Genomic DNA, 24,269 nt, shown 5'->3' with positions numbered 1-24,269 from the left:
GGTAGATATAGCACGAGAGCAGGCGACCGGACTCCGGCCGGTCGCCTGCTCTCGGAACCGACACCGGCTCGTCCACCCACACGCGGCGGGTGGACAGCCGGCATCGGCGATATCAGCGCTTCGAGTACTGCGGCGCTTTACGGGCCTTCTTGAGGCCGTACTTCTTGCGCTCGGTGGCACGCGGGTCACGGGTGAGGAACCCGGCGCGCTTGAGCGCGGGGCGGTCGTCCGCATTGACCACGGTCAGCGCCCGGGCGATGGCCAGGCGCAGCGCGCCGGCCTGACCCGAGGGGCCGCCGCCGTGCAGGCGGGCGTACACATCGAAGGATTCGACGCGCTCGACGGTGACCAGCGGCGACTTCACCAGCTGCTGGTGGACCTTGTTCGGGAAGTAGTCCTCGATCGAGCGGCCGTTGAGCACGAAGTTGCCGGTACCCGGCACCAGGCGCACGCGGACCACGGCCTCTTTACGGCGGCCGACGGTCTGCACCGGACGGTCCAGCGGGGCCGCGTACTCGACGAACTCGGCGTCGTCGTCGTAGACGACACCCTCGTCCAGCACCTCGGCCGCGGCGTCTTCGACGACCGCTTCGTCGTATTCGGTGTATTCCTCGGGAGCGGTCACTGGGCCACCTGCTTGATCTCGAACGGAACGGGCTGCTGCGCGGCGTGCGGATGGGTCGGGCCCGCGTACACCTTCAGCTTGCCGGCGATCGCGTTGCCGAGTTTGTTCTTGGGGATCATGCCCTTGACGGCCTTCTCCACCAGGCGGTCGGGGCGCGTATCCAGCACCTGACCGACAGTGCGGGACTTCAGGCCACCGGGGTGCCCGGAGTGGTGGTGGATGAGCTTGTTCTGCCGCTTGTTGCCGCTGATGGCGACCTTGTCGGCATTGATGATGATGACGAAATCGCCACCATCCATATGCGGTGCGTAGGTCGGCTTGTGCTTACCGCGCAGCAGATTCGCTGCCTGCACGGCAAGACGGCCGAGCACTACGTCAGTAGCGTCGATGACGTACCACTGCCGGGTCACGTCACCCGCCTTCGGGCTGTACGTAGGCACAGTGCTTCCCTGTCTGTCGTCGATGCTGCCGGCCCAGTGCGTGGTCGAGGGGTTCCCGGCGGCCGGTTGAGACCCGGGCCTCGGCGTACCACACACCAGCCGGTGACGATACCAGCCGGGTGGTGCCACCCGGAAACCGCCCGGACGCTGGTCAGATATCGATCGGCGGGCCCGGGTCGGCGATCCCCGGTAGACCGGGTACCAGATAGCGGAGGGTGTCGATACCGGGTTCGGCGCATTCGGCCGGATCCCGTTCCTCGGCCGCTCCGGGTTCCGGTGCCGCCCGGCGCGCGGAATCGCCGGGCGCGGGGGCCGTGGGGACGCGGGCGTAGAGCGGAAGACCGCCGTTGTCATCCGCGTCCTCGGCGCCTGGAGCGGAGCCGCGCGGCTCGACGGTGACCCGTGGCATGGGTACACATCCGGCCGTCGCGGTCGACGCCGCGATGCCGGGTGCGGCCGTTGCGTTGATCACCGGTTCGGTTCCGGCGCCGGCCTGTGCGGTCCCCGCCCCGTCCGCGCCCCACGCCGTGGCGGCGAGTGCGGCCACGCCGATGACGGCATGGGCGCCGAACAGATTGTCCTTCATCTTGTTCCAGAGCTTGCCCTTGCCCCGGTCGCCCTCCGGCCCCGGGCCGGGCCGCTGCCCACCGCCGGGCCCGGGCTGGCCGGGGTCCTGCGGCGCCGCGGACTGAGCACCGGTTTCCGGATCGGGTGGCCGGGTGAACCGGCTGGCCGGCCCCGAGATCGGTGGCGGCAACTCGCCCCGGTCGGCCTTCACCGTGGCGTCCTGATCCGGCTGCGCGGACGGGCCGTACGGTGCGGGGCCGGGCCACCCCGGCGGCGGCGCCGCGGGCCCACCCGGCACCGGACCGCCGGGCCCGGACTGTTCCGGGCCGGGACGCGAGGCGTTCGGATCGGGCCGGGCCGGCGGTGGCGGCACTGTCACGTGCGGACCGGGCGTCGGCGGATTCGGGGCCGGCGGGTGCGGGCCCGGTGCGGGCCGGTAGGCACCGGGCGGCGGGTTCCGACCCGGAGCAGGTCCGTTCGGAACTAATCCGGCCGGCGGCTGCCCGGGAACCGCATAGTTCGCGGCGGGCTCCGGCTGCGCCGCCGTATTCGGCCCGGCCTCCGGGTAGGGCGCCGGCTCCTCCGCGTCGTCCTCGCTCTCGCTGATCAACAGATGCGTGGCACCGAGAACGAGCGCGTGCATGGGATGTTCCGCCTTTTTCAGGCGCTGCCCCAGATGGTTGCGGAAGGCGAACCGCAGGGTCTCGTTGAACACCACCTGCCCGGCGAGCAGGACCGTCGAATTGTCGGCCCCGATGGAGCGGGCCGCGGCCATCACCTCGATCACGGTGTCGTCGGCTACGCGGGGGTTGCGGGTCGATTCGGGCTCGATCGGTACGTACACCGATTCGGTGGGCCGCTCCTCGTCTCCGTGTACCGCGACCACCAGCACATTCGCCCGGCCGTCCACCACCTGACCGTCGAAATGGACCGCGGTGGCCCCGACCCCTTCGGGCAGGGCGGGGTCAGGCGGCCGGACCAGGCCGAGGGCGCGGACATAGCCCGACAGCGCGATCGATTCCGGGATCGGCTCGACCTCGACGTCGAGCTGCTCGACCAGCTGGGCGTAGGCGTCGATCTTCGCGTCCGGCCAGTCGTCCGGATACGGCAGCGCGACCACATCGGGTTTACCCCGCAGATAGCTCCCCACCGCGGCCAGCGGGTTGTAGAGACGGGCCCGGAACACCAGCTCGGCGGGCCAGGTCGCCCCGGCGATGACGATCTGCGGATGCCCGAGGATGTCGCGGACATCGGGGATCGCCATCCCCAGCTCGGGCCGCTGCCGGTCCGCGCCGGCAGTGTAGAGCCGGCCGGAGGCGTCGGCCAGCAGATAGGCGGGGGGGTTGTAGCTTCCTTCGACCTGTACGGGGCGGATGGGCACGCCGGATCCGCCCGCGGCCACGGACACCACATCCCACCCGAGATGTACCGCCCCAACTCGCACCATCACAGGCATCAGTGTGCCTGGTGTGTGGTCGGCGCGCTCGCCGCCCCCACCCACCAGCGGCGGAGGCGGCGGATCGGCCCGTTCACCTGTCTCATCTCGCGGACTTCTTCAGCCGCAGCCGGGTCCAGGTGAGGAGCGCGAGCATCACTGTGATGGCCACCACCAGGCCGATATCCAGGAACCATGCGCTACGCGTGTGTTCCCAGAAGGCGTCCTGTTGCGATTGGACGAACAGTGAGCGAATATCCACCGTCGACGCCGCCGCGGCGTAGCCCCAGCGCGAGGGAAACAGCCACGAGATCTGTTCCAGCACCACCCGGTCGGTCACCGGGATGAGACCGCCGGCCATCACCAGCAGGCCCATGATCGCTACCACCAGCAGCGGCATCACCTGCTCGCTCGATTTGGCCAGACTCGACAGCAGCAGCCCGAACACCACACAGGCGATCGCCGTGACGGCGATATCTATATAGAGCTCGGCGCCACCGATGGCCAGCGCCGAACCCTCCTCGGGCCGTTTCTTGCCCAGCAGCACGAAACCGATCATCACACCCGATTGCAGCAACGCGGCCACACTGAAGACCACGATCTTCGCGGTCAGGTAGGCCCCCGACCGCAATCCGACCGCGCGTTCGCGCAGGAAGATGGTCCGCTCCCCGACCAGATCACGCACGGTGAGCGTGGACCCCATGAAGCAGGCGCCCAGAAGCAGCACCACCAGCAACTGTTGCGGTTCGGAACTGCCGGCCCGGACGAAGTTGCCGTCGTCGGTCTGGATGAGCGGTGGCGGCGAGAACCCGTACTGTCCCGGCACCACCAGCGACAATCCGCCGAGTACGAACGGCAGCAGCACCAGGAAGACCAGGTAGCCGCGGTCGGCCAGGATCAGCCGCAGCTGCCGCCGCGCCAGCGTAGAGAACTGTTTCCAGGCACCGGACTGCGGGGGCGAACCACCACCGCTCTGCCGTGCCGCGGGCGGCGGCGGGGGCGGCAACGCCGCCTGCCGGGATCGGTAGTGCGCGAACGCGGCATCCGGGTTGGCCGCCACATCGGCGAAGATCTTGGCCCAATCGCTGGTCCCCAGCGCGGCTTCGACACCGGCCGGGTTTCCGGCATAGGCGGTTTTACCGCCGGGCGCCAGCAGGACCACCTGGTCGCACATGTCCAGGCAGGCCACGGAGTGGGTGACCACGATCACCACGCGACCGGCGTCGGCCAGTTCGCGCAGCATCATCATGACCTGGCGGTCGAGAGCCGGGTCCAGGCCCGAGGTTGGTTCGTCCAGGATGAGCAGTGAGGGACCGGTGAGCAGCTCCAATGCCACCGAGGCCCGCTTGCGCTGGCCACCGGAGAGCCGGTCGACCCGGGTGTCGGCGTGTTCGGTGAGCGAGAGTTCGCGCAGGACACCGTCGATCACCTCGCGACGATCGGCAGTGGAGGAGTCGGGCGGCAGTCGCAGTTCCGCGGCGAACCCCAGGGCCTGCCGGACGGTGAGCTGCCGGTGCAGCACATCGTCCTGGGGCACCATGCCGATACGGGAGCGTAGCGCCTCGTATTCCGCGTGCAGATCACGACCCTCGAAGGTCACGGCACCACCGGAGGGTTGAGTGCTACCCGCGATCAACCGCGACAGCGTCGACTTACCCGCCCCGGAGGGACCGATCAGCGCGGTCAGCGTGCCACGCGCGGCCTGCATGTTCACATCGACGAGCAGCTGTTTGTTGCCCTCGACGGTGAACCCGACCCCGTGCACGGCCAGGCCCTGTTCGGCGACCGGGCGCTGCCGGTGCACCAGCGTGCCCTGCTGGACCTCGAAGTCGATATTGCCGATGGTGATGATGTCACGTTCGCGCAGCACCGTGCGCTGCTGCCGGACACCGTTGACGAATGTTCCGTTGGCCGAACCGAGGTCCTCGATGGCGAGACCTTCGGCCCCGGCGACGAGGCGCGCGTGTTTACGCGAGGCCAGCGGATCGTTGACGACGATCTGGTTGTCCGAGGTCCGCCCGATCGCCAGACCCCCCGGCGGGATCCGGTCGGCGCGGGCGATCGGCCCCTCGATATTGCGATGGCGGACCGGCGGAACGGCAGCCACGCTCGCCTTGGCGGTCATATTCACATTGGCGGGCTGCGGCGGGACGACCGGCGGCTGGGCCGCGGTGGCGACCTGCGGTGCCCGGGGCGGCTGCCCGCCGTGCGGCGGCCGTTGCTGCGGTGCCGGACGCTGCGCGGGCAATGGCCGGCTGGGGGTCTGACCGCGCTGGCCGTGCGGTCCGACCTGCGGGTGCGGGCCGGACTGCGGCCGGGGAGGTGGCGCGGGACGCGGCGGCGGCTGGGCGGGACGCGCCTGCGACGGCGGCCGCGCCGGCTGCTGTTGCTGCTGGGGGACTCCGGAGGGAACGAGCCAGAGCAGTGGACCGCTGATCGCGTCACCGAGCCGGACCTGGGTGGCCCGGTCGATCGGAACGGGCCCACCGACCCGGCGAGCATCGACGAACACCCCGTTGGTACTTCCGTTGTCGGTGAGCACCCAGGCTCCCGACTGCCAGGCCAATATCGCGTGGACCCGTGATACCAGCGGACTGTCGACGAACAGCGTCACCTCGGGCGCACGACCCAGAGTGATCTGCTGATTCGAATCGAAGACTCGTTCGGTTCCATCATGGCGCACCGTGATGGTGCGCACCCCCGGTGCAGACATGCAGCGGATACTATTCCATTACCCGGGCGTCGGAGGCGCCCCCGAGCAGGGGCGAACTCCCCGCTCCGGAGGCGACGAGCGGCACCCGAACCGGCCGAATTTGGGGGAGGATCCATGCCGAAACTCACGACCGCAGCTGTCGTCGTCTCGGCGTTGTGCGCACTGCTGCTGGTCACCGGGTGTACCCGTGCCGTGGACGGCCGGGCGGTATCGATCTACGACAATCCCTTCCAGGTCGCCGGTCTGCCGACCACCAGCGGCCCCAGCGGTCCCCGGGAGAACCCGCCGACCTCCGACCTCGTCGCCGAGCACAGCGACGGCGGCGAGATCGATACCCTCGCGCTGAACGCGGTCACCGATGTACAGGCGTACTGGGAGCAGCACTACGACGCCGAGTTCGAGGGCGAGTTCGAACCGGTCGGCAAATTGATTTCCTGGAGTGCCCGGGATTCGCGACGCGAATCGGTGGAATTCTGCACCGAATCGACCTATCGGATGGTGAACGCCGCCTACTGCCGGCTGGACAACTCCATCGGCTGGGACCGGGCGCTGCTACTGCCCACCATGACCGAGACGTTCGGGAAGATGTCGGTGGTGATGGTGATCGCCCACGAGTACGGGCACGCCATCCAGAACAACGCGAATATCGTCGACCGCGACGACCCGGTGATCGTCAAGGAACAGCAGGCCGACTGTTTCGCCGGGGCATACATGCGCTGGGTGGCCGAGGGGAAGTCGGACTACTTCACCATCAACACCTCCGACGGCCTGAACTCGGTCCTCGCCGCCACGGTGGCGATCCGCGATTCGGATCCCGACGATCCCGAGAGCGTGCACGGTTCGGCCTTCGAACGGGTTTCGGCGGTGCAGATCGGTTTCACCGACGGCGCCAAGGGGTGCAAGGGGATCGATATGAACGAGATCGACCAGCGCCGAGGTGATCTGCCCCAGAGTTTCGAGGGCACGTCCGGGGAGTTCGAGATCACCGAGCGGAGCCTGGTCGAACTGAGCAAGGCCCTGTCGGTGATCCTGCCGAACCCACAGGAGCCGACCTACCGTTACGACGGGGCCGAAATCGAATGCAGCGACGGCGTCCCCACCGAGCCCGTCACCTATTGTCCGGCCAGTAATACGATCGCCACCAATATCGACGGACTCGCCGAGCGCGGGGCCGCCACCGATGATTCGGAGGTCCCGCTGCCGGTGAAGGTCACCGGAGACTACAACGGCTACGTGGTGTTCATCTCGCGCTACACCTTGTCGGTGCAGCAGAGTCGGGACCAGGAACTGGTGGGGGCGAAAACGGGGTTGCGGGCGGCTTGTCTGTCCGGGGTGGCCACCGGGAAGCTGGCGGAATCCGGGCGGGCCGAGGGCGATATCACGCTGGCCGCCGGTGATCTGGACGAGGCGGTCTCGGGCCTGCTGGCCGACGGCCTGGCCGCCAGCGATGTCGAGGGTAAAACGGTGCCGAGCGGGTTCTCCCGCGTGGATGCCTTCCGCGCCGGGGTGCTCGGCGGCGAGGACACCTGCAGCGCCCGGTACGAATAACGCGCGGCCGCACCCGCGTCACAGGCCGAAGGGGGGCGGCGCGGCCGATTCGTACCGCAGCATTCGATGGCCGATCAGGATCTCGGTGCCGGGCACCAGCACCACGGCTTGATGCGGCGGGATTCGGACCCAGTCCCGGAAACCCGTGGCCCGGGTGCGGGTGCCGTTGGTGGACCCCCGGTCGACCAGCGTCACATCCCAGTTCACCAGCAGCAGCTCCGCGTGCGCGCGGGACATCCCGCCAGAATTGTCGGCCACCTGTAGTGGGGTGAGGCCCCGGCGCGCGGGTTCGGAATGCTCCGGATCGCGACCCAGCACGGAATCGCTTTCCAATAGATAGGTCGCACCGTCGTCGAGGACCAGGATGCCCAGCGGCGGGCGCACCACTTCGATCAACGGCTGCGTCTGGTCCACGGGCATACCGCAGACGCTGCAGAATGCCGCCCGGGGATCGGTGGGATGAGCACGCGCGCATTTGAATCCCATGACCTTCACGGTGAGCGCGGTGCCCTTCGCGGTGGCCTCGGTCCGGCGCCGCAGTTCCGGGTCCAACGGGGGCGTCCCGCGCTCGGGTGGCCCGGACAGCGCGTCGGGTGACACGTACGGCCGGTGCCGGCGCGGGGTGGGATGTGCGGGTGTCCGGTACGGCGCTTCCGGCTCCGGTTTCCGGGAGTCCGCCGTCTCGTCGGGTCCGGCCGCCGGACCGCCGCGCGGGGGCTGCCGGCCGCTGATCTCGGTCTGTGCCCGGTGCGGATCGGTGTCCGGGACCGCGGTAGGCGGGGCGCCGGTGGGATCCGGATCTCGCGGGTCACCGCGGAACCCACTCACCCGTTCGGACAGTTCGACCGTGTCCGGCAGTGGCGTCGATACGGCGGTGGCCACGGCATCGGGGTCCACCGGTGCCGCGGGTGGCCCGTCCGGCGCCTGGAGCGCGGGCCGCATCGTGCCGCCGGTCACCGCGGTTTCCGCGGCCGGCTCCGGTGCCGCCCGCATACCGGTCGCCATCACCCGGGAACCGGTCGGGCCGCCGGGGTCACCGGTCGATGTCCAAGCGATCATCCCGCCGGCCTCGGCGATGCCCTCCACCAGCCGTCCGATACCACGGGTGGCCGGCAGTACGGGCCGGAAATCCGCATCCGGGTCGCCGGCGGTGTCGTCGACGAACAGCGCGACCGCGCGGTCCGGTATCGCCGCCGCCCGGTCGACGGTGAAGACCGCGTCGCGACCGTGGAAGTACTCGCTGTCCGCACCGTCGAGGACCGCGGTCACGGCACCGTGCAGGAATATCGCCACCCGATCCGGACCGGCCGCGGCGAGGATGCCGAAATCGACCGCGGTACCCGGGCTCGTCCGGTCTGCCTGGGCCATGAGCCATCTGGTCGCCTCCCGGGCGATCAGCGCACCCGGGCCGTCGGGCCGGCACACGGCGGCCTCGTGCACCAGTTCGGCCAGCTCCACCAGGGCCCGCACCGCCGGAGAATGCTCGGTGGGCCGGCCCGCACCGCGATGGGCCACCAGCACCACCGCCCCCGCGATCCGGGCCGCCGCATGCGCGCCGACGACGACTTCGACCTGCTGATCCCACACGAGGATCAGCTTCCGTCGGAGTCGCGCTGCGGTTGGCCTGCCACCAGTCCAGGGTATGGCACGGCATCGCGACGCCCCTCCCCGAGACCGCCGTCCGTCGGGTAACTTCGACACCGCAGTTTCGATCGGAACGAGGGGCCAGCCCATGGTTCGGATATCGCGTGCCAGCACCGTCACCGCGGTCGTCGCTCTGGTGGCGGCCGCACTGTCCGGATGCGGTTCCCTGGCGGGGACACCGGTCCCGGGCGAGATCGACGTGCGCACCCTGGCGGTCGGCGACTTCCCGGTCGACAAGTTCGGCTACCCCGCCGACGCGGGCGGCAGCGGGCCCGTGCTGGAGGGCATCCGCATGTCGGAGGCGGTCGTGACCAGCAGCCAGGTCGATCCTTCCCTGAAATACGGCCGCGGTTCGAAGGTGCTGCCCGATAGCGCGACCGCGATCAATTTCCTGGCCAATGTGTCCGAGCCGGTGCTGAAGAATCGCCGGATGGTGGTCGGGTACGCGGCCAGCGGGGCCGATCGTGACGATCCGGAGGGCCGGACCCGCCCGGATCCCGATGCCACCGCGATCACTGTGGTGGCGCTGCGTTTTCCCGATACCGCGGCGGCGGCGAAAGCGGCAAAGGAATTGGAGGACGCCGATATCGGGGTCTCGCCGGACAACCGGCGGCTGAAGTCGGAGAAGCATCCCGACGCGCTGGTGCACTGGCGGCCCGGTATCGCCAATATCGGCGCCTTCCTGGCCCACGACGAGTTCGTGATCTCGCTGTTCGTGCAGCGGCCGAAAGCCGATAGCAAGGATCTGGTGTCCTGGGTGGACAAGACCTTGACCGCGCAGCTCGCCCAGCTCGGCCGGTTCCGTCCCACCCCCATCGCCGATATCGCCGATCTCCCGGTGGATCCGGAGAACCTGCTCTCCCGCGTGGTGGTCGCGGACCGTTCGGGTCAGGTTCCCGATCCCGACAAGTTCGCCGTCTACGGCCGCAACTACCTGATCAACTCGGCCGATGACCAGCCCGCCCGCGCCCGACTGCTCGACGAGTCCGGATTCGAGGCCACCGCCTACGCGGACGGCAGTTCGGTGGCGCGGGTCCGCGATCCAGCGGGTGCGCCGATCCTGGTGGACGGTTTCGTCGAGTCGACGGGTGCGGCCTACGACCCCCGTCCCGCCCCGGCCGATGTTCCGGGCGCGAAATGCCTGCAGCTCAACAGCTCCGGCGATCCACAGCACCAGTACCGGTTCCGCTGCTTCGTGCCGTACAAGCGGTATGTGGGCGTGGTATCCAGCGACAGCGAGAACGAGATCGAGCAGAAGACCGCGGCCCAGTACGCCCTGCTCGCCAACAGCCTCTGACCCCGGCCGGCCGGTCGGTGACCGGCCGAATTCGTTGCGGCACGGACTTTCTCGCCGCACGGCGCGGCACGCCGATTTTGCCGCAAGGGCAGGCTAGCCTTACCGTGTTCTGCGTCTCATCGTGACGCGAGCGATCGGCGCCCGCATACCCGTCCACCAGCACCTCGAGCGTGTAATGCGCAAACGCTATCGCACGCCATAGTTAGGCTACCCTTGCCATGAGTGCGTGGAAGCACTAACTTCGCATCGACTCATCACCGCCGGTACTCCGAACAACGCTTCCGAGAAGGGAAATTTTGGTGAAAAGCGTTCTCTCCGAACGTAAGACGCTTCACCCTCCTAGCATCGAAGATATCGAGCACCGTGAGTTATCCGAGACAGCCGGACGGGCGGTACGTGGCTTGGCCGCTGAGATCGCCTTCACACTGCCTCGCACGCCGACTACTACCCCGCGCACTCTCGCCGACCCCGCGCTGATCGAGCTGATCGCGGCCCGCGCCGGCGAACTCCCCGCGGAAGTCCACACCGCCATGCGCCCGCCCGCCACCGCGGCCGGCGCGTGCGTGCTGCGCCGACTGCCGCTGCGCGACGACGAAATCGGTCCCACCCCACCGGATTGGCAGAGCGCGACCGCGTGGACCGCCGAACCCGACCGCCCCGGCTGCTCGTTCGAGCTGGATATCGCCATGCTGCTGCTGGCCGCGGCGGCCGGGGAACCGTTCGGCTGGGCCGGTCAGCAGGACGGCCGCCTGGTCAACAACATCGTGCCCGCGGCCGGACATGAGCTCGAGCAATCCGGGGCCAGCAGCACCATCCTGCTCAGCCCGCACACCGAGGACGCCTTCCATCCGCTGCGCGCGAATCTGCTGTTGCTGGGCTGCCTGCGCAACCCGGACCGCGTCGGCACCACCGTCTCGTCGGTGCGCAGAGTCGGCCTCACGGCAGCGGAACAGGATGTGCTGCGCACCCCCACCCTGCCGATCCTGCCGGACGTCTCCTATGGCTCCGACTTCGACCGCGAAACCGCGGTACCGGTGCCCACCCTCTGGTGCGAGCCCGGGCACGAAGGCAGGCCCGAGGCCCTCACGATGCGATTCGACCCCGCCTACACCCCGCTCGACGACGCCGGCCCGCACTACCGCGCGGCTTACCAGCGGCTGGAAAACGAACTCGAACGAGTATGCGTTCTGGCCTGTCTCGAACCCGGCGAGCTGCTCCTGGTCGACAACGATGTCGCAGTTCACGGCCGGGTTCCGTTCACCGCGCGCTACGACGGCACCGACCGCTGGCTCAAACGAGTGAACATCCGGCTACCCGAACGCCCTCGCCGCGCAGCCGAATCCGGGGAGAATGGATACGGTCAGCGAATCATCGCGCCCTTCGCGCCGCTACCGGCGCAACGGGCGCGGGCAGAGCGGAACGGTGCAGTAGATGATCGAGGATCCGTTGAGCACACGTGACCGGCCGACCCCCCTGCGTGTCCTGAGCCGCGGCGATCTCGCCGATGTGCCGGTGGCCCCGGCCGAGGTGGTCCGCGCGGTGGAAGAGGCGTATATCGCACTGGCCGCAGGGGATTCCGATAATCCACGCAAGCTCAGCGTGGCCAATCCGGACGGCTGGTCGGTCGCCTACGCGATGCTGGGACGGGACGGACGGCGCCGGGTGGTCGCCATGAAGACGTCCTACAAGTTCGATCCCGGCCACGACCGCACCACCAAGCGCTACTACACCACGATCACGCTGTATGACGACACCACGGGCGCGCCCATCGCCATGATGGACTGCGCGCGGGTGGGCGCGCTGCGCACCCCGGCGGTATCGGCGCTGCTGGTGCGCGAGACGGTACACCGTGACGCCGATACCGTGCTGCTGATCGGGACCGGCACCCAGGGCCGCAACGCGCTACCGCATCTGCTGGCCGCCAACCCGCAGTTGCGCAAACTGATGCTCTACGGCACCCACCCCGAGGGACTCGAGGCGGTGCACCGGCAACTCTCCGACTACGCCCCGCACGCACTGCTGGAGACCGTCGACGACCCCTACGCTGCGGCGCGGACCGCGGATGTGGTGCTGGCGACGGCCGGACCGGGCACCGAGGTGGCCATCGAATCCGAACACCTCAAACCGGGTTCGGTGGTGGTGCTGGTGGGTTACGGACTGGCCCCTTCCACACTGCACGGCGCCGACCGGGTGATCGCCACCAGCGCCGAGCAGATGGCACTGACCGGCACCGATATGGCCGACGACAACGGCGAACTACGCCGGGTGGACGCGGAACTGCCGCAGATACTGAGCCGGCGCGCCGTCGCCCGGCAGCGCGCGGACCAGAAGATCTTCGTCTACAACAGCGGTCTGGTACTCACCGATATCGCGGTGGCCCACGCCCTGGCCGAACGGGCCATCGCCGAGGGCCGCGGCACGGAGGTCTCGCTATGGGATTGACCGGAGCCGATGCCCCCACCGGCGCCGGATCCGGATCGTCGGACCACTACGGGGGGACCGTCGCGGCGCCGGTCCCCGCCCATCGCGATCGGTGGGAGCAGCGGATCATGGCCGATCCGCAACTCCTGGGCGATATCGCCTTCGCGGTCGGTGGCCCCTTCCACCTGATGTATCCCGCCCGGGTGGTCGACAATATCCGCGGCTTTCAGCGGGTTTTCACCGAGACCGGGGTTACCGGCGCGGTGTACTACGGCAAGAAGGCCAATAAGGCGGCCTGTGTGGCGCGGGCCTGCGCCACCGCCGGGGCCGGTATCGATGTATCGAGCACCGGCGAACTCACCGCCGCACTCGGACAGGGCATCCGCGGCGCCGATCTACTGGTCACCGGGCCGGAGAAAAGCGACGATCTGCACTGGCTGGCCGCCCGGCACGGATGCCTGATCGCCGTGGACAGTATCAGCGAGTTGAAACGCCTGGCGGTCTTCGATATCCCGGTCCGGGTATTGCTCCGGGCGCTGCCCCCGGCATCGGCCAGCCGGTTCGGCATGTCGGCCGAGGAACTGGATCACGCCGTTTCCGAGTCGGCGGATCACCCGTCGATCTCCCTGCAGGGGTTCAGTTTCCATCTCTCCGGTTACGACCCGGCCCCCCGCGCCGAAATGGCCGGGCAATTGCTCGACCGGTGCCGCGCCGCACGGGCGCTGGGCCATCCGGCCACCACCATTTCCATCGGCGGCGGGTTCGGTGTCGATTACGTGCCTGCCGCCGAGTGGGCGGAGTTCCGGGAACAGGTGACCCGCCGCTGGTTCCATTCCGGAAAAGCGTTCGAGTCGTACTATCCGTATTCCTTCCCCGAACCCGGCCCCGCCATGCTCTCCGCGATTCTCGGACGCGACGGGCTCGCCGGCCGCTTGCGGCGCACGGAGACGACCCTGGCGGTCGAACCGGGCCGCGCCCTGCTGGACCGGGCGGGCAGCACGGTATTCCGGGTACAGGGTGGCAAGACCCGCCACGAACACGAACAGCCCTACCGGATTCTGACGGTGGACGGTTCGAGTCTGAGCCTCTCCGAACAATGGTTCGACAGCGAATACCTGCCCGACCCGGTCCTGTGGCCGGAGGGCCCCGGGACCCCGACCGCCACGGTCGTCGGCGCCGCGACCTGTCTCGAATCGGACATGCTGAGCTGGCGCCGGATTCCGTTGCCCCGCGCGGCCGCGGCCGGCGATCTGCTGATCTACCCGAATACGGCCGGATATCAGATGGATTCCAACGAATCGCCCTTTCACGAACTGCCCCTTCCGCCGAAGGTGGTGCTTTCCGAAGCGCCGGGCGGCCGGTATCGCTGGGCCCTCGATCAATCCCGTTCCTGAGACCATCGGTCCCCGGTCTCTTCGCATTGCCCGTTATCGACGCCCAGGAGATCCGCCATGCCCCTCGTCACCCATGTCACGGACCTGATCGGCCGCACCCCGCTCTTCGAATTGGCCACCACCGGGTCCGGCACTCGATTACTCCTCAAGCTGGAACAGTTCAATCCGACCGGCGCGGCAAAGATCCGGATGGCGCGGGAAATGGTTCTCGACGCGGAGCGTCGGGGTCTGCTGCGCGAGGGCGGACATATCATCGAATCCACATCCGGAAATACCGGTCTCGGTCTCGCGGTGGTCGCGGCCGAACGCGGCTATCGTTTCACCGCGGTGGTCGACCATCACGCGAGTAAGGACAAATTACGGGCGATGCGGGCAATGGGCGCGGAGCTGGTTTTCGTCGCCGACGACGGCGACGACAATCTGGCGACCTCGGCGCGTGAGGATCACGCGGCCGCGCTGGCGGCCGCGCAGCCCGACGCGTTCTTCACCGAACAGCACAACAACGATGCCAACGCGGTGGGCTATTACGCGGTGGCCGAGGAGTTACTGGCCGAGGTGGAGCGGGTCGATATCCTGCTGTCCGCGGTCGGCACCGGTGGTTCCCTCTTCGGTACCGCGACGCGGCTGCGCCAGCTGGGCTGTGTCCCTCGGGTGATCGGTGTGGAACCGGTCGGTTCGATCGCGTTCGGCGGGCCTGGTGGGCCGTACTGGCAGTCGGGCACCGGTACCCCGCCCGGGGCCACCATCGGTACGGCCGTGGACTACGACCTGCTCGATGAAGGCGTGAAGGTGACCGACCGGGCCGCGTTCGCCACCTGCCGCGCGATATCGCGGCGGCTGGGCCTGATGCTCGGCGGTTCCGCGGGCGGTTCGGTCCATGCCGCGCTGACCCGGCTCGAGGAGTTCCCGGCCGGGTCCACCGTGGTCACCATTGTCTGCGACGGCGGCGAGAAATATCTCGACACCGTCTTCGACGACGACTGGATGGCCGCCCGCGAACTGCTCGATACCGAGACCGAACGCGAAGTACATGCCATGCTGACGCGCTACGCTCCCACGAACCGGGGCAATCATCGGGTGGGGGCGGCCGTTTTGAACGACGCCGCGACCGGGAATACCCACGCCGTCCGAGTCGGCCGACCGGACGAACATGAACATACGGAGGAATCGGACACTATGGTGCGGGCCCGGTGATCAGCACACCCCTCTCGCGAATCCGTCCCGACAACCGGCGCACGGCCGGCCCGGCCGCCCTCGCCGCCCTCGCCGCTCCTATCGCGCTCACCCAATTGGCACAGGTCGCCGTATCGACCACCAATATCGCCCTGATGGGCAGCCTCGGCGTGCGCGCGGTCGCCGCCGGTGGCCTGGCGCTGGTGCTGTTCAACCAGATCCGCACCATGTGCGTCGGGTTGATCACCGGCAGCGGCAATCAGATCGCCGCCGCGGTGGGGGCCGCCGGGAAACGCGGCGACGATCCCGGCCCCGAGGTCCGCGACGTGGTGCGGTCCAGTTTCCTGATCGCCACCGCCGCCGGTCTGCTCGGCGGCGCGATACTCATCGGGCTGGGGTGGTCGCTGCAATGGCTCGGCCAGGATGCCGGCGTGCTGACCGAGGCCCGGCCCCTGATGGTCGCGTTGGCCCCCGGCCTGCTGCCCTGCCTGTGGTTCCAGGTGCTGCGTCAGTACACCGTCGGGATGCGGCGCCCGCAGGCCCTGCTGGCGGTGACCCTCGGTTCCATCGCGGTCAATCTCGTTCTGGCCTTGGCGCTGATCCACGGCTGGGCCGGTATGCCCGCGCTCGGACTCACCGGTGTCGGGGTGGCGACCTCGCTGGTTTTCCTGCTCATGTTCGTCGTGTTCTGGACGATGGTGCGCCGCGATCCCGAACTCGGCCCCACCCTGCCGATCCGGCCGTGGCCGGTGCGGATGGCGACGGTGCGCGGTGAACTGCGGCTGGGCACGCCCATCGCCCTCACCTACGGTTCGGAAGCCGGGATGTTCTCGGTACTCGCGCTGGTCATGGGGGCGCTCGGTCCCGCGGCGCTGGCCGCCCACAATGTGGTGTACCAGGTGATCTACATCGTGTTCCAGATCGCCGTCGGTATCTCTCACGGCGCGTCGGTGCTGGTCAGCCACGGTGTCGCCAGGGACGAAACCGCGGACGCCCGGGGCCTGGCCCGGCTGGCGCTGCGGTTCGCCGGGGTGGTCACCCTGGTCACCGGCCTGGCCTATGTATTCGTCCCCGACCTGGTACTGCGCCCGTTCCTCGATCCCGCCGACTCCGCGACCGTGGAATTGGCCCGATCGCTGCTGCTCATCGGCATCGTGCTGCAGTTCTTCGACGCGGCCCAGAACATCGGCACCGGGCTGCTGCGCGGTCTACAGGCCACCAACGCGGGCTTCCGCCTGTCGGTGGTCGGTTACTGGATCGTCGGACTGCCGACGGCACTGTTGCTGGCCTACCCGGCCGGGCTGGGCGCGGCCGGGGTCTGGTGGGGACTGACCGCGGGCCTGGCCGCTACCGCCGCACTCATGTTGCGCAAATACTTCGGCCTGCTCGACGAGCACGACGCCCTCCTGGCTCCCCGACAGCGCGCAGCGGTAAGTTAGGGTTGCCTTTCCAAAACCTCGAGCGGAAGGAGCAATGCGGTGCGTATCGTCGTCCTATTCGGTTCGGAGATGGGCACAGCGGAGACGGTGGCCGAGGGTATCGCCGAGGAACTGACCGAACACGAGGTCGCCGTTTTCGATATGAGCGAGTTCGATATCACCGATCTCGACCCGGAGATCTTCCACATCATCGTGTGTTCCACCTATGGCGAGGGCGATCTGCCCACCGGAGCCGAACCGTTCTTCGAGGCCCTCGAAGCGCATCGCCCCGATTTGACCGGGCTGCGTTTCGCGGTGTTCGGGCTCGGCGATTCCGTCTACGACCACACCTTCAACCGGGGTGGGGAGATCGCCGCCGAGAAACTCACCGGGTGCGGCGGGGCGCAGGTCGGCGAGCACGCCCGCCACGACGCCTCCACCGAGATCAAAGCCGCCGTACTGGGCCGCGAATGGGTCCGTACCCTCCCTTTGACGTCCGCGGCCCTCACCCCCGCCTGACTCGCCGACCCCGGAAACCGGTGGGCCGCCGACGATCTCCGGCTGCCGGCCACCGGGGTCCCCGAAGGGCCCTCTCCACCTCCCGTTCTCAGGGTCGCCTTGGCGCCGCCCGGTTTCCGGTCGGCCCCGGGGTGTTTCATCGCAGGTCGGGGGCCGGTACTTCCTCCGCGCGTGTCCGCGCCGACCTCTAGACTGGTGCGTGGTACGGCACACCCCCGCCGCACCACGTCGATCCAGGAGGGGACGATATGGCAGCCGGAATCAGTACCGCGGAGAATCCCGCAACCGACCATCCCGAGCTGGAAGCGCTGCCGGAGTGGCCGCAGGAGACGATCGCGGTTCTGGTCACCACCGATCCCGCGCCGCACGCCATTCCGGTGTCATGGCCGGTCCGCGCCGGCGACCGGCGAATCCTGCTGAGTCTCAAATTCGATCGTGGCTCGCTGGCCCGGCTGCGAGAGCGGCCGCAGGTGGCGCTGCTCATCCTGGGCGGCGGGAATGTGGCGCTGTGCGCCCGGGGCGCGGCCAAGGTCATCGCCGAAGAGATGCCCGGCGCCGACGACTATGTGGCGGTACGCCTCGATGTGGATGTGATCGACGATCACCGGCAGTCGGCTTTCGCCGTCGCGCAGGGCATCCAGCGCACGGTGCTCGACGACAGCGAACTGCGCGCCCTGGAACACCGGGTGGCGACACTGAAGTCCTGGGCGGCGAACGAAGAGAAGATCTGAGTTCACCCGGCGCGCCGCCGTCGGATATCTTCGGCACGTCGCCCGGCGGGCGTTCCCCGCTGCCGATCACCGAGTGACTCCGGCGCCGCAACAACTCTCGAGTCCGGCGGGCGTCCGCCGGCCGCCCCATCGGTGCGCGCGTCGTGAACTCTGGGCGCCTCGGCGCCGCAACAATCAGGCGCCGCAGCGCCTCGGGAAGGAGAACATGAGCGTCAATCTGGCCAAAGGCGGCAATGTCTCGCTGTCCAAACAGGCCCCCAACCTGACCAAGATCGCCGTCGGACTCGGCTGGGACGTGCGGACCACTGTGGGCGCCGACTACGACCTCGATGCCAGCGCCCTGGCCACCGGACCGAATCTGAAGGTTCTCTCCGACCAGCATTTCGTCTTCTACAACAACCTCCGGTCCCCGGAGGGCACCATCGAGCACACCGGCGATAATCTCACCGGCGAGGGCGACGGGGACGACGAGGTGATCAATGTGGATCTGGCCAATACGCCGGAGACCATCACCAATATCTTCTTCCCGGTCTCCATCCACGATGCCGATCAGCGCGGCCAGTCCTTCGGCCAGATCCGCAACGCCTATATCCGGGTCGTCGATCTGTTCACCGGCGCCGAACTCGCCCGCTACGACCTCTCCGAGGACGCCTCCTCCGAAACCGCCATGGTGTTCGGCGAACTCTATCGCCGGCAGGGCGAATGGAAGTTCCGGGCGATCGGCCAGGGCTACGCCTCGGGGTTGGCGGGGATCGCGCGCGATTACGGCGTCAACGTCTGACATCGCGGAGCGCCCTCCGCGCCGATCGCCACGGCCGGCCCGGCAAGTGACACGCGCTCCCGGGCCGTCCACGCCTTCCCCGCTCGGCTTGTGAGGTATGGCACGACCACCAGCTCCGCGATCGAAGCATCTGCTCGACGTCGGCCATCGCGTCGGCCCATGCCCCGGGTGTCGGTGAAAGCGTGTACACGATTTGCAGGTCGTGCCGCCGGGCCAACTGCTCGGTCTCCACGCCGGTCGATCGGCTCGCTTGACGTGGTAGAACAGCCGCGTCACACTAGATGTATGACACATGTAAGACAAGATATGGGCGGCCGCCGGCGGACCGCAGGGGAGGGTGGTGCGAAGCCCTCGCGGAAGCGGGCGGCGAAGAAGGCCGCACCGACCGCAGCGCGGGAGGCGACCGCTTTCGGCCGCAGTCGTTTGGCACAGGTCCGGTTGCGTGACGACGAAATGCGAGCTCTCGAGCAGGTCATGCAGACTCTGGATCTCGCCTCGACCTCGGATGCCCTGCGCGAAGGACTGAAGCTCTTGGCGAAAGAGGCTGCGGAGGTGGGTGCGGCCGAGGAGATCCGAGCTTTCTATAAAGAGCAATCCGCGCCACTCCCCGCCGGTGTCGTCGAACCCAGTGATTCCGAGCTCGCGGCCGCGGATGACATGCGGTGGTGAGTGCCGGCACGCCTTTGCGAGGCGAGGTCTGGGGTTGTGCTCTGCCTCAGCCGGTGGGGGCTCACCCCGTGGTCGTCCTGACAGTCAACCGAATAGCCGAACCGTTGGCTGCTGTGACGGTCGCGGTGATCACCGGCACATCGGGTCCCCGAACCACCCATGTTCCGGTCGGACGTGATTCGGGGTTGAGCCGCTACGACGAGTCGTATGTGAATTGCGCCGATCTTCATACGGTGGCGAAGCCGCGTTTGCGGCGAAAACTGGGACTCCTCGCACCGAACGAGCTGCGGTGTGTGGAGGACTCGGTGCGTCTGATCCTCGGACTGCAACTCTGATTTCGGTTGCCGGCCACCCGGCCGTTATCACTGCGCCACCTGTCAGTGGCTCACGGGGCCACGCTCGGCCAGTACTGCATCCAGTCCGCAGCGGTAAGCGGGCGGCGGGCACCCCGGGCGGCCTCGGCGCCGTCCTCGGCCCGGCGGATCGCGGCGGCGAAAGCCAGGGTGGCTTTGCGCAATCGTTCTTCGGCGCTCTCCGCACCGCCCAGGTGAACGACGCGCAGGTCCGCCGGAATCAGTTCCTCTGGCAGACCGGCACGGGCGCTACGAGAGCGGACCTTCTCGGCCAGCGCCAGCGCCGGTTGCGCCATGGCGATACCGTCCAGGCAGGAACGCCGGGTCTTCTCCACGGATTTCTTTTCCTCCCAGGCCTTTTCCTGGACCGCGACCTTCTCTTCTATCGTGACCGCCGTACCGAAGCCGTATTCGTCGGGCCCGGCGGCCAGATGCGGACTCCGGTTCACCAGTTTGGCGACCAACGCGGCGGCCACATCATCGATGGTGAATTCCCCGGCCGCTTCGGCTATCCGCGAATGGAACAGCACCTGGAGCAGCAGGTCGCCCAGTTCCTCCCGGATCGTCTCGGCGTCCTCGTGCTGGATGGCGTCGAGTAGTTCGTAGGTCTCCTCCAGCAGATACGGCCGCAGCGAATCGTGGGTCTGAGTGACCTCCCAGCCGCCGAACCGCCACAGCCGGTCCATCACCTCGACCGCTCCGGCCAATCCGGCGGCCACCGTGGCGGTTTCCGATTCGAGCACACCCGGTTCGGGCCGGTCGGTACGCGCGTCGCTCATCGCGCCGGACTCACCTCGGTCGCGACCGTGAGATCCACCGCGCCGGCGGCCTTGCCGTCGAGGGCGAGCAGCAGATCGGCCAGATACTGCAGCAGCGCCACATCGCGCAACCGGTCGGCGCCGACGCTGTCCTGCACCCGCGGCAGCGGCAGCTGTACCACGGAGCTGGCCGCGCGGTAGTTCGCGCTCGGATAGATCCGTTTGAGCCGCATCTGTTTCGAATCGGGCAGCGACAGCGGCGATACTTTCACCGTGGTGCCGGTGACCGCGATCTCGGTGACTCCGTACTCCCGGGCCAGCAGCCGCAGTTTCGCCACCGAGACCAGCCGGCCGACCTCCACCGGCAGCGGACCGTAGCGGTCGGTGAGTTCCTCGACCACCGCGGCCAGCGCCGGATCGTCGTGGGCGGCGGCGAGTTTGCGGTAGGCCTCCAGCCGGAGCCGGTCGCTGGCGATGTAGTCGGGCGGGATATGCGCGTCCACCGGGAGATCGATCCGGACCTCTTTGGTCTCCTCGGTGGTGATCGGTTTGCCGTCCGCGGCCGCGCGGTAGGCCTCCACCGCCTCACCGACGAGCCGCACATAGAGGTCGAAGCCGACGCCCGCCACGTGGCCGGACTGTTCGGCGCCCAGCACGTTACCGGCGCCGCGGATCTCGAGGTCTTTCATCGCCACCGCCATTCCCGCGCCGAGATCGGAGTTCTGCGCGATGGTGGCGAGCCGGTCGTAGGCGGTTTCGGTGAGCGGTTTCTCCGGCGGGTACAGGAAGTAGGCGTAGCCGCGCTCGCGGCTACGCCCGACCCGTCCGCGCAACTGGTGCAGCTGGGAAAGACCCAGCGTATCGGCGCGTTCCACGATCAGCGTATTGGCATTCGAGATATCGAGACCGGTTTCGATGATGGTCGTGCAGACGAGGACGTCGAATTCGCGCTGCCAGAAACCCTGCACGGTGCGTTCGAGATTATCCTCGTTCATCTGCCCGTGCGCCACCACGACCCGGGCCTCCGGGACCAGATCCCGGATCCGCTTGGCCGCCTTGTCGATCGAGGACACCCGGTTGTGCACATAGAACACCTGGCCGTCACGCAGCAGCTCACGCCGGATCGCGGCGGTGACCTGCTTGTCGTTGTAACCGCCGACATAGGTGAGCACCGGATGCCGCTCCTCGGGCGGCGTCAGGATGGTCGACATCTCCCGGATACCGGCCAGGCTCATCTCCAGCGTGCGTGGGATGGGGGTCGCGGACATGGTCAGCACGTCCACATGGGTGCGCAGCGCCTTGATGTGCTCCTTGTGCTCCACCCCGAAACGCTGTTCCTCGTCCACGATCACCAGGCCGAGGTTCTTCCACCGCACCCCGGTCTGCAGCAGCCGGTGGGTGCCGACCACGATATCGACCTCCCCCTCGGCCATCCCCGCGAGCACCTCCCGCGATTCCGCCGGATCGGTGAACCGGGACAGGCCCTTCACGGTCACCGGGAAACCGGCGAGACGTTCGGTGAAGGTCTGCAGATGCTGCTGGGCCAGCAGGGTGGTCGGTACCAGGACCACCACCTGCTTCCCGTCCTGCACGGCCTTGAACGCGGCGCGCACCGCGATCTCGGTCTTGCCGTATCCGACGTCGCCGCAGACCACCCGGTCCATCGGCACGGCCTTCTCCATATCCGCCTTCACATCGGAGATGGCGGTGAGCTGATCGACGGTCTCGGTGAACGCGAACGCGTCCTCCATCTCCCGCTGCCACGGCGTGTCCGGGCCGAAGGCGTGGCCGGGCGCCGCCTGCCGGGCGGCATAGAGCTGTACCAGTTCACCGGCGATCTCCCGGACCGCCTTACGCGCCCTGCGCTTGGTGTTCGCCCAGTCCGCGCCACCCAGTTTGGACAGGCTGGGCATTTCCCCGCCCACATACCGGGACAGCTGGTCCAGCGATTCCATCGGCACGAACAACCGGTCGCCGGGCTGACCGCGTTTCCCGGGCGCGTATTCGATCACCAGGTATTCGCGCCGCGCGCCGCCGACCGTGCGCTCGATCATCTCCACGAACCGGCCGATCCCGTGCTGGTCGTGCACCACCATGTCGCCGGCGTTCAACGCCAGCGGATCCACCTGGTTACGGCGTTTGGCGGGCAGTCGCTTCCCGTCGCCCGGCGCGGTGACCCGGTTACCCGTGAGGTCGGATTCCGCGACGACCACCAGGCCCGCGTCCCCGAAGATCACTCCGTCGTGCAGCGACCCGCACAGCACTCCGACCACCCCGGGCGTCGGCTCCGCACCGGCGTCCAGTTGCGCGGCCGGGACCTCGGCCTCACCGAGGCGCTCCAGGGTGCGCTGAGCCGTACCGTGCCCGGTCAGCACCACCACCGCGCGGCCGCCGGTCGTCACATGTGCGCGCAGCGACGCGAAAATGGTCGCCACGAGTTCGTCGGACCCCCGCGCGGTGGGGCCGGACTGCACCGGCAACTCCACCTCCGACGGATCCCCGGATGCCAGCGGGCTCAAGGTCCACCACGGCAGTTCCCGCGCCTCGGCGCTCGCCTGGATATCGGCGAGCGGGCGATAGGCCGACGCCGCCAGATCCAGCCCGTGCGCGCCCAGCGGCGCGTCGCCCCCGAAGGAGGCCGCGGTCCACGACGCCTCCAGGAACTCCTCACCGGTCCGCATGAGATCCGCCGCCCGGGTGCGCACCTTCTCCGGATCGCACACCAGCAGGTGGGTGCGATCCGGCAACTGCTCGGTCAGCAGGCGCAGCTCGCCGGGCTGCAGCACCGGCAGCAGCGCCTCCATCCCCTCCACGGGAATACCCTCGGCCAGCTTCGCCAGCATCTCCACCAGCGCGGCATCCGCCGGATTCGCCGCCGCCACCGCCGCGGCCCGCTCCCGCACCGCCGGGGTGAGCAGCAGCTCCCGGCAGGGCGGCGCGACCACGATCTGCGCCGAGGTCTCGCCGAGCGAACGCTGATCGGCCACCGAGAACGGCCGCAATTCGGTGATCTCGTCGCCCCAGAACTCCACCCGGACCGGATGGTCCGCGGTCGGCGGGAACAGATCCAGAATGCCACCGCGCACGGCGAACTCACCGCGCTTACCGACCATATCCACTCGCGTATAGGCGAATTCGACCAGCCGCGCGACCAATTCGTCGAAATCGGCTTCCCCGCCGATCCGCAGGACGATCGGTTCGATATCGCCCAGACCGCTCGCCATCGGCTGCATCAGCGACCGCACCGTCGTCACCACGACCCGCAACGGTTCCGGGAACACCGGATCCGCCCGCCCGCCCGACCCCCGCCCCTCATCGATTCGCTGCGCGATATCGTAATCCTGCGCCAGCCGCCGCAACACCTCCAGCCGCCGCCCGACCGTATCCGCGCCCGGCGACAGCCGCTCGTGCGGCAGGGTCTCCCAGGACGGGAACTGCGCGACCGCCGGCCCCAGCATCTCGCTTAGCTCCAGCGTCAGATCATCGGCCTCCCGGCCGGTCGCGGTCACCACCACCACCGGCCGCTCGACGGCCATGGTCGCCGCGACGAACGACCGCGCCGCCGCCGGTGCCACCAGCTCCACCGGCGATCGCCCGAGCATCCCGGAGACGGTCCGCAACGCGGCATCGGCGCCGGCCGCGGCGGCCAACCCCGCCAGCGGTGGACGAGACGAGGACATCAACGACTCCTGAACTCGGGTCGATCGCTCAGTACAATCAGGCGATTCTAATCAACCGCCCCGACCGGGCTCCGACTCCCCCGCTGCGTATCGCGGCTTCCGC

General features: G+C 68.7%; 19 protein-coding genes. 12 read left to right on the top strand and 7 right to left on the bottom strand.

Features of this window, described 5'->3' with window-relative positions; genetic code table 11:
• Nucleotides 1–112: 112 nt before the first annotated feature.
• The 4 genes from rpsI to NGR01S_RS15025 all read right to left on the bottom strand — a co-directional run bounded on the left by rpsI (nucleotide 113) and on the right by NGR01S_RS15025 (nucleotide 5,780).
• Nucleotides 113–625, bottom strand: coding sequence for a 30S ribosomal protein S9 (rpsI, locus tag NGR01S_RS15040; RefSeq protein ID WP_084481042.1), 513 nt, complete (start codon nucleotides 623–625; stop codon nucleotides 113–115).
• Nucleotides 622–1,065, bottom strand: coding sequence for a 50S ribosomal protein L13 (gene rplM / locus NGR01S_RS15035; protein WP_063037138.1), 444 nt, complete (start codon nucleotides 1,063–1,065; stop codon nucleotides 622–624). The genes rpsI and rplM overlap by 4 nt, the downstream gene beginning before the upstream one ends.
• Before the next feature lie 151 nt (nucleotides 1,066–1,216).
• On the bottom strand, nucleotides 1,217–3,079 hold the full coding sequence (locus NGR01S_RS32545; protein ID WP_063037136.1) for a hypothetical protein: 1,863 nt from the start codon (nucleotides 3,077–3,079) through the stop codon (nucleotides 1,217–1,219).
• 91 nt (nucleotides 3,080–3,170) lie between these two features.
• The gene (locus tag NGR01S_RS15025) at nucleotides 3,171–5,780 is read right to left on the bottom strand and encodes an FHA domain-containing protein (protein ID WP_063037134.1); all 2,610 of its coding nucleotides are present in this window, start codon (nucleotides 5,778–5,780) and stop codon (nucleotides 3,171–3,173) included.
• A gap of 114 nt (nucleotides 5,781–5,894) precedes the next feature.
• Here NGR01S_RS15025 and NGR01S_RS15020 point away from each other — a divergent pair, with 114 nt between their 5' ends.
• Nucleotides 5,895–7,328: a neutral zinc metallopeptidase gene (locus NGR01S_RS15020; protein WP_063037132.1), complete on the top strand. Its 1,434-nt coding sequence runs from the start codon at nucleotides 5,895–5,897 to the stop codon at nucleotides 7,326–7,328.
• A gap of 18 nt (nucleotides 7,329–7,346) precedes the next feature.
• On the opposite strand, the gene NGR01S_RS15015 is transcribed toward NGR01S_RS15020, so the two are convergent.
• Entirely contained in the window at nucleotides 7,347–8,915 is a 1,569-nt protein-coding gene (locus tag NGR01S_RS15015) for an FHA domain-containing protein (RefSeq protein WP_063037130.1), read from the bottom strand.
• A 145-nt stretch (nucleotides 8,916–9,060) separates the two neighbouring features.
• Between NGR01S_RS15015 and NGR01S_RS15010 the strand changes: the two genes are divergently transcribed.
• From NGR01S_RS15010 to NGR01S_RS14960, 11 genes are all read left to right on the top strand, one after another.
• Complete coding sequence (locus tag NGR01S_RS15010) at nucleotides 9,061–10,269, top strand: DUF7373 family lipoprotein (RefSeq protein WP_063037128.1); 1,209 nt, start codon at nucleotides 9,061–9,063, stop codon at nucleotides 10,267–10,269.
• Nucleotides 10,270–10,670: 401 nt separating this feature from the next.
• Nucleotides 10,671–11,729, top strand: a complete 1,059-nt coding sequence (locus tag NGR01S_RS15005) for a TauD/TfdA family dioxygenase (protein WP_245664606.1) — start codon at nucleotides 10,671–10,673, stop codon at nucleotides 11,727–11,729.
• On the top strand, nucleotides 11,701–12,711 hold the full coding sequence (locus NGR01S_RS15000) for an ornithine cyclodeaminase (protein ID WP_063037124.1): 1,011 nt from the start codon (nucleotides 11,701–11,703) through the stop codon (nucleotides 12,709–12,711). The genes NGR01S_RS15005 and NGR01S_RS15000 overlap by 29 nt, the downstream gene beginning before the upstream one ends.
• Complete coding sequence (locus NGR01S_RS14995; RefSeq protein ID WP_063037122.1) at nucleotides 12,702–14,084, top strand: alanine racemase; 1,383 nt, start codon at nucleotides 12,702–12,704, stop codon at nucleotides 14,082–14,084. The genes NGR01S_RS15000 and NGR01S_RS14995 overlap by 10 nt, the downstream gene beginning before the upstream one ends.
• Nucleotides 14,085–14,141: 57 nt before the next feature.
• On the top strand, nucleotides 14,142–15,278 hold the full coding sequence (locus NGR01S_RS14990; RefSeq protein WP_084481039.1) for a PLP-dependent cysteine synthase family protein: 1,137 nt from the start codon (nucleotides 14,142–14,144) through the stop codon (nucleotides 15,276–15,278).
• On the top strand, nucleotides 15,278–16,696 hold the full coding sequence (locus tag NGR01S_RS14985) for an MATE family efflux transporter (RefSeq protein ID WP_063037520.1): 1,419 nt from the start codon (nucleotides 15,278–15,280) through the stop codon (nucleotides 16,694–16,696). Before NGR01S_RS14990 ends, NGR01S_RS14985 begins: the two co-directional genes overlap by 1 nt.
• A 39-nt stretch (nucleotides 16,697–16,735) precedes the next feature.
• Entirely contained in the window at nucleotides 16,736–17,194 is a 459-nt protein-coding gene (locus tag NGR01S_RS14980; RefSeq protein ID WP_063037120.1) for a flavodoxin domain-containing protein, read from the top strand.
• Between the two features lie 248 nt (nucleotides 17,195–17,442).
• A complete protein-coding gene (locus tag NGR01S_RS14975; RefSeq protein ID WP_063037118.1) occupies nucleotides 17,443–17,925 on the top strand; it encodes a pyridoxamine 5'-phosphate oxidase family protein in 483 nt (160 codons plus the stop codon).
• Between the two features lie 205 nt (nucleotides 17,926–18,130).
• Nucleotides 18,131–18,706: a TerD family protein gene (locus NGR01S_RS14970; protein WP_063037116.1), complete on the top strand. Its 576-nt coding sequence runs from the start codon at nucleotides 18,131–18,133 to the stop codon at nucleotides 18,704–18,706.
• A gap of 285 nt (nucleotides 18,707–18,991) precedes the next feature.
• Complete coding sequence (locus NGR01S_RS31950; RefSeq protein WP_218020769.1) at nucleotides 18,992–19,375, top strand: hypothetical protein; 384 nt, start codon at nucleotides 18,992–18,994, stop codon at nucleotides 19,373–19,375.
• The gene (locus tag NGR01S_RS14960) at nucleotides 19,369–19,710 is read left to right on the top strand and encodes a type II toxin-antitoxin system PemK/MazF family toxin (protein ID WP_063037112.1); all 342 of its coding nucleotides are present in this window, start codon (nucleotides 19,369–19,371) and stop codon (nucleotides 19,708–19,710) included. Before NGR01S_RS31950 ends, NGR01S_RS14960 begins: the two co-directional genes overlap by 7 nt.
• Before the next feature lie 50 nt (nucleotides 19,711–19,760).
• Here NGR01S_RS14960 and NGR01S_RS14955 read toward each other — a convergent pair whose 3' ends face one another.
• Both NGR01S_RS14955 and mfd read right to left on the bottom strand, forming a co-directional pair.
• Nucleotides 19,761–20,507, bottom strand: a complete 747-nt coding sequence (locus NGR01S_RS14955; protein ID WP_063037110.1) for a nucleoside triphosphate pyrophosphohydrolase — start codon at nucleotides 20,505–20,507, stop codon at nucleotides 19,761–19,763.
• Nucleotides 20,504–24,166 (bottom strand): transcription-repair coupling factor, encoded by a 3,663-nt coding sequence (gene mfd / locus NGR01S_RS14950; RefSeq protein ID WP_063037108.1) that lies wholly within the window; start codon nucleotides 24,164–24,166, stop codon nucleotides 20,504–20,506. The genes NGR01S_RS14955 and mfd overlap by 4 nt, the downstream gene beginning before the upstream one ends.
• Nucleotides 24,167–24,269 lie beyond the last annotated feature (103 nt).

This window comes from Nocardia grenadensis NBRC 108939, assembly GCF_001613445.1.
In the GTDB taxonomy this organism is placed as follows: domain Bacteria; phylum Actinomycetota; class Actinomycetes; order Mycobacteriales; family Mycobacteriaceae; genus Nocardia; species Nocardia grenadensis.
This window is presented reverse-complemented; position numbering and strand designations above follow the sequence as displayed.

What these genes read in the sequence shown, in the direction of transcription:
- NGR01S_RS32545 (WP_063037136.1), bottom strand. Translation starts at nt 3,079, where the DNA reads ATGGTGCGAGTTGGGGCGGTACATCTCGGGTGGGATGTGGTGTCCGTG.
- NGR01S_RS15025 (WP_063037134.1), bottom strand. Translation starts at nt 5,780, where the DNA reads ATGTCTGCACCGGGGGTGCGCACCATCACGGTGCGCCATGATGGAACC.
- NGR01S_RS15020 (WP_063037132.1), top strand. Translation starts at nt 5,895, where the DNA reads ATGCCGAAACTCACGACCGCAGCTGTCGTCGTCTCGGCGTTGTGCGCA.
- NGR01S_RS15010 (WP_063037128.1), top strand. Translation starts at nt 9,061, where the DNA reads ATGGTTCGGATATCGCGTGCCAGCACCGTCACCGCGGTCGTCGCTCTG.
- NGR01S_RS15000 (WP_063037124.1), top strand. Translation starts at nt 11,701, where the DNA reads ATGATCGAGGATCCGTTGAGCACACGTGACCGGCCGACCCCCCTGCGT.
- NGR01S_RS14995 (WP_063037122.1), top strand. Translation starts at nt 12,702, where the DNA reads ATGGGATTGACCGGAGCCGATGCCCCCACCGGCGCCGGATCCGGATCG.
- NGR01S_RS14990 (WP_084481039.1), top strand. Translation starts at nt 14,142, where the DNA reads ATGCCCCTCGTCACCCATGTCACGGACCTGATCGGCCGCACCCCGCTC.
- NGR01S_RS14975 (WP_063037118.1), top strand. Translation starts at nt 17,443, where the DNA reads ATGGCAGCCGGAATCAGTACCGCGGAGAATCCCGCAACCGACCATCCC.
- NGR01S_RS14970 (WP_063037116.1), top strand. Translation starts at nt 18,131, where the DNA reads ATGAGCGTCAATCTGGCCAAAGGCGGCAATGTCTCGCTGTCCAAACAG.
- NGR01S_RS31950 (WP_218020769.1), top strand. Translation starts at nt 18,992, where the DNA reads ATGACACATGTAAGACAAGATATGGGCGGCCGCCGGCGGACCGCAGGG.
- NGR01S_RS14955 (WP_063037110.1), bottom strand. Translation starts at nt 20,507, where the DNA reads ATGAGCGACGCGCGTACCGACCGGCCCGAACCGGGTGTGCTCGAATCG.
- mfd (WP_063037108.1), bottom strand. Translation starts at nt 24,166, where the DNA reads ATGTCCTCGTCTCGTCCACCGCTGGCGGGGTTGGCCGCCGCGGCCGGC.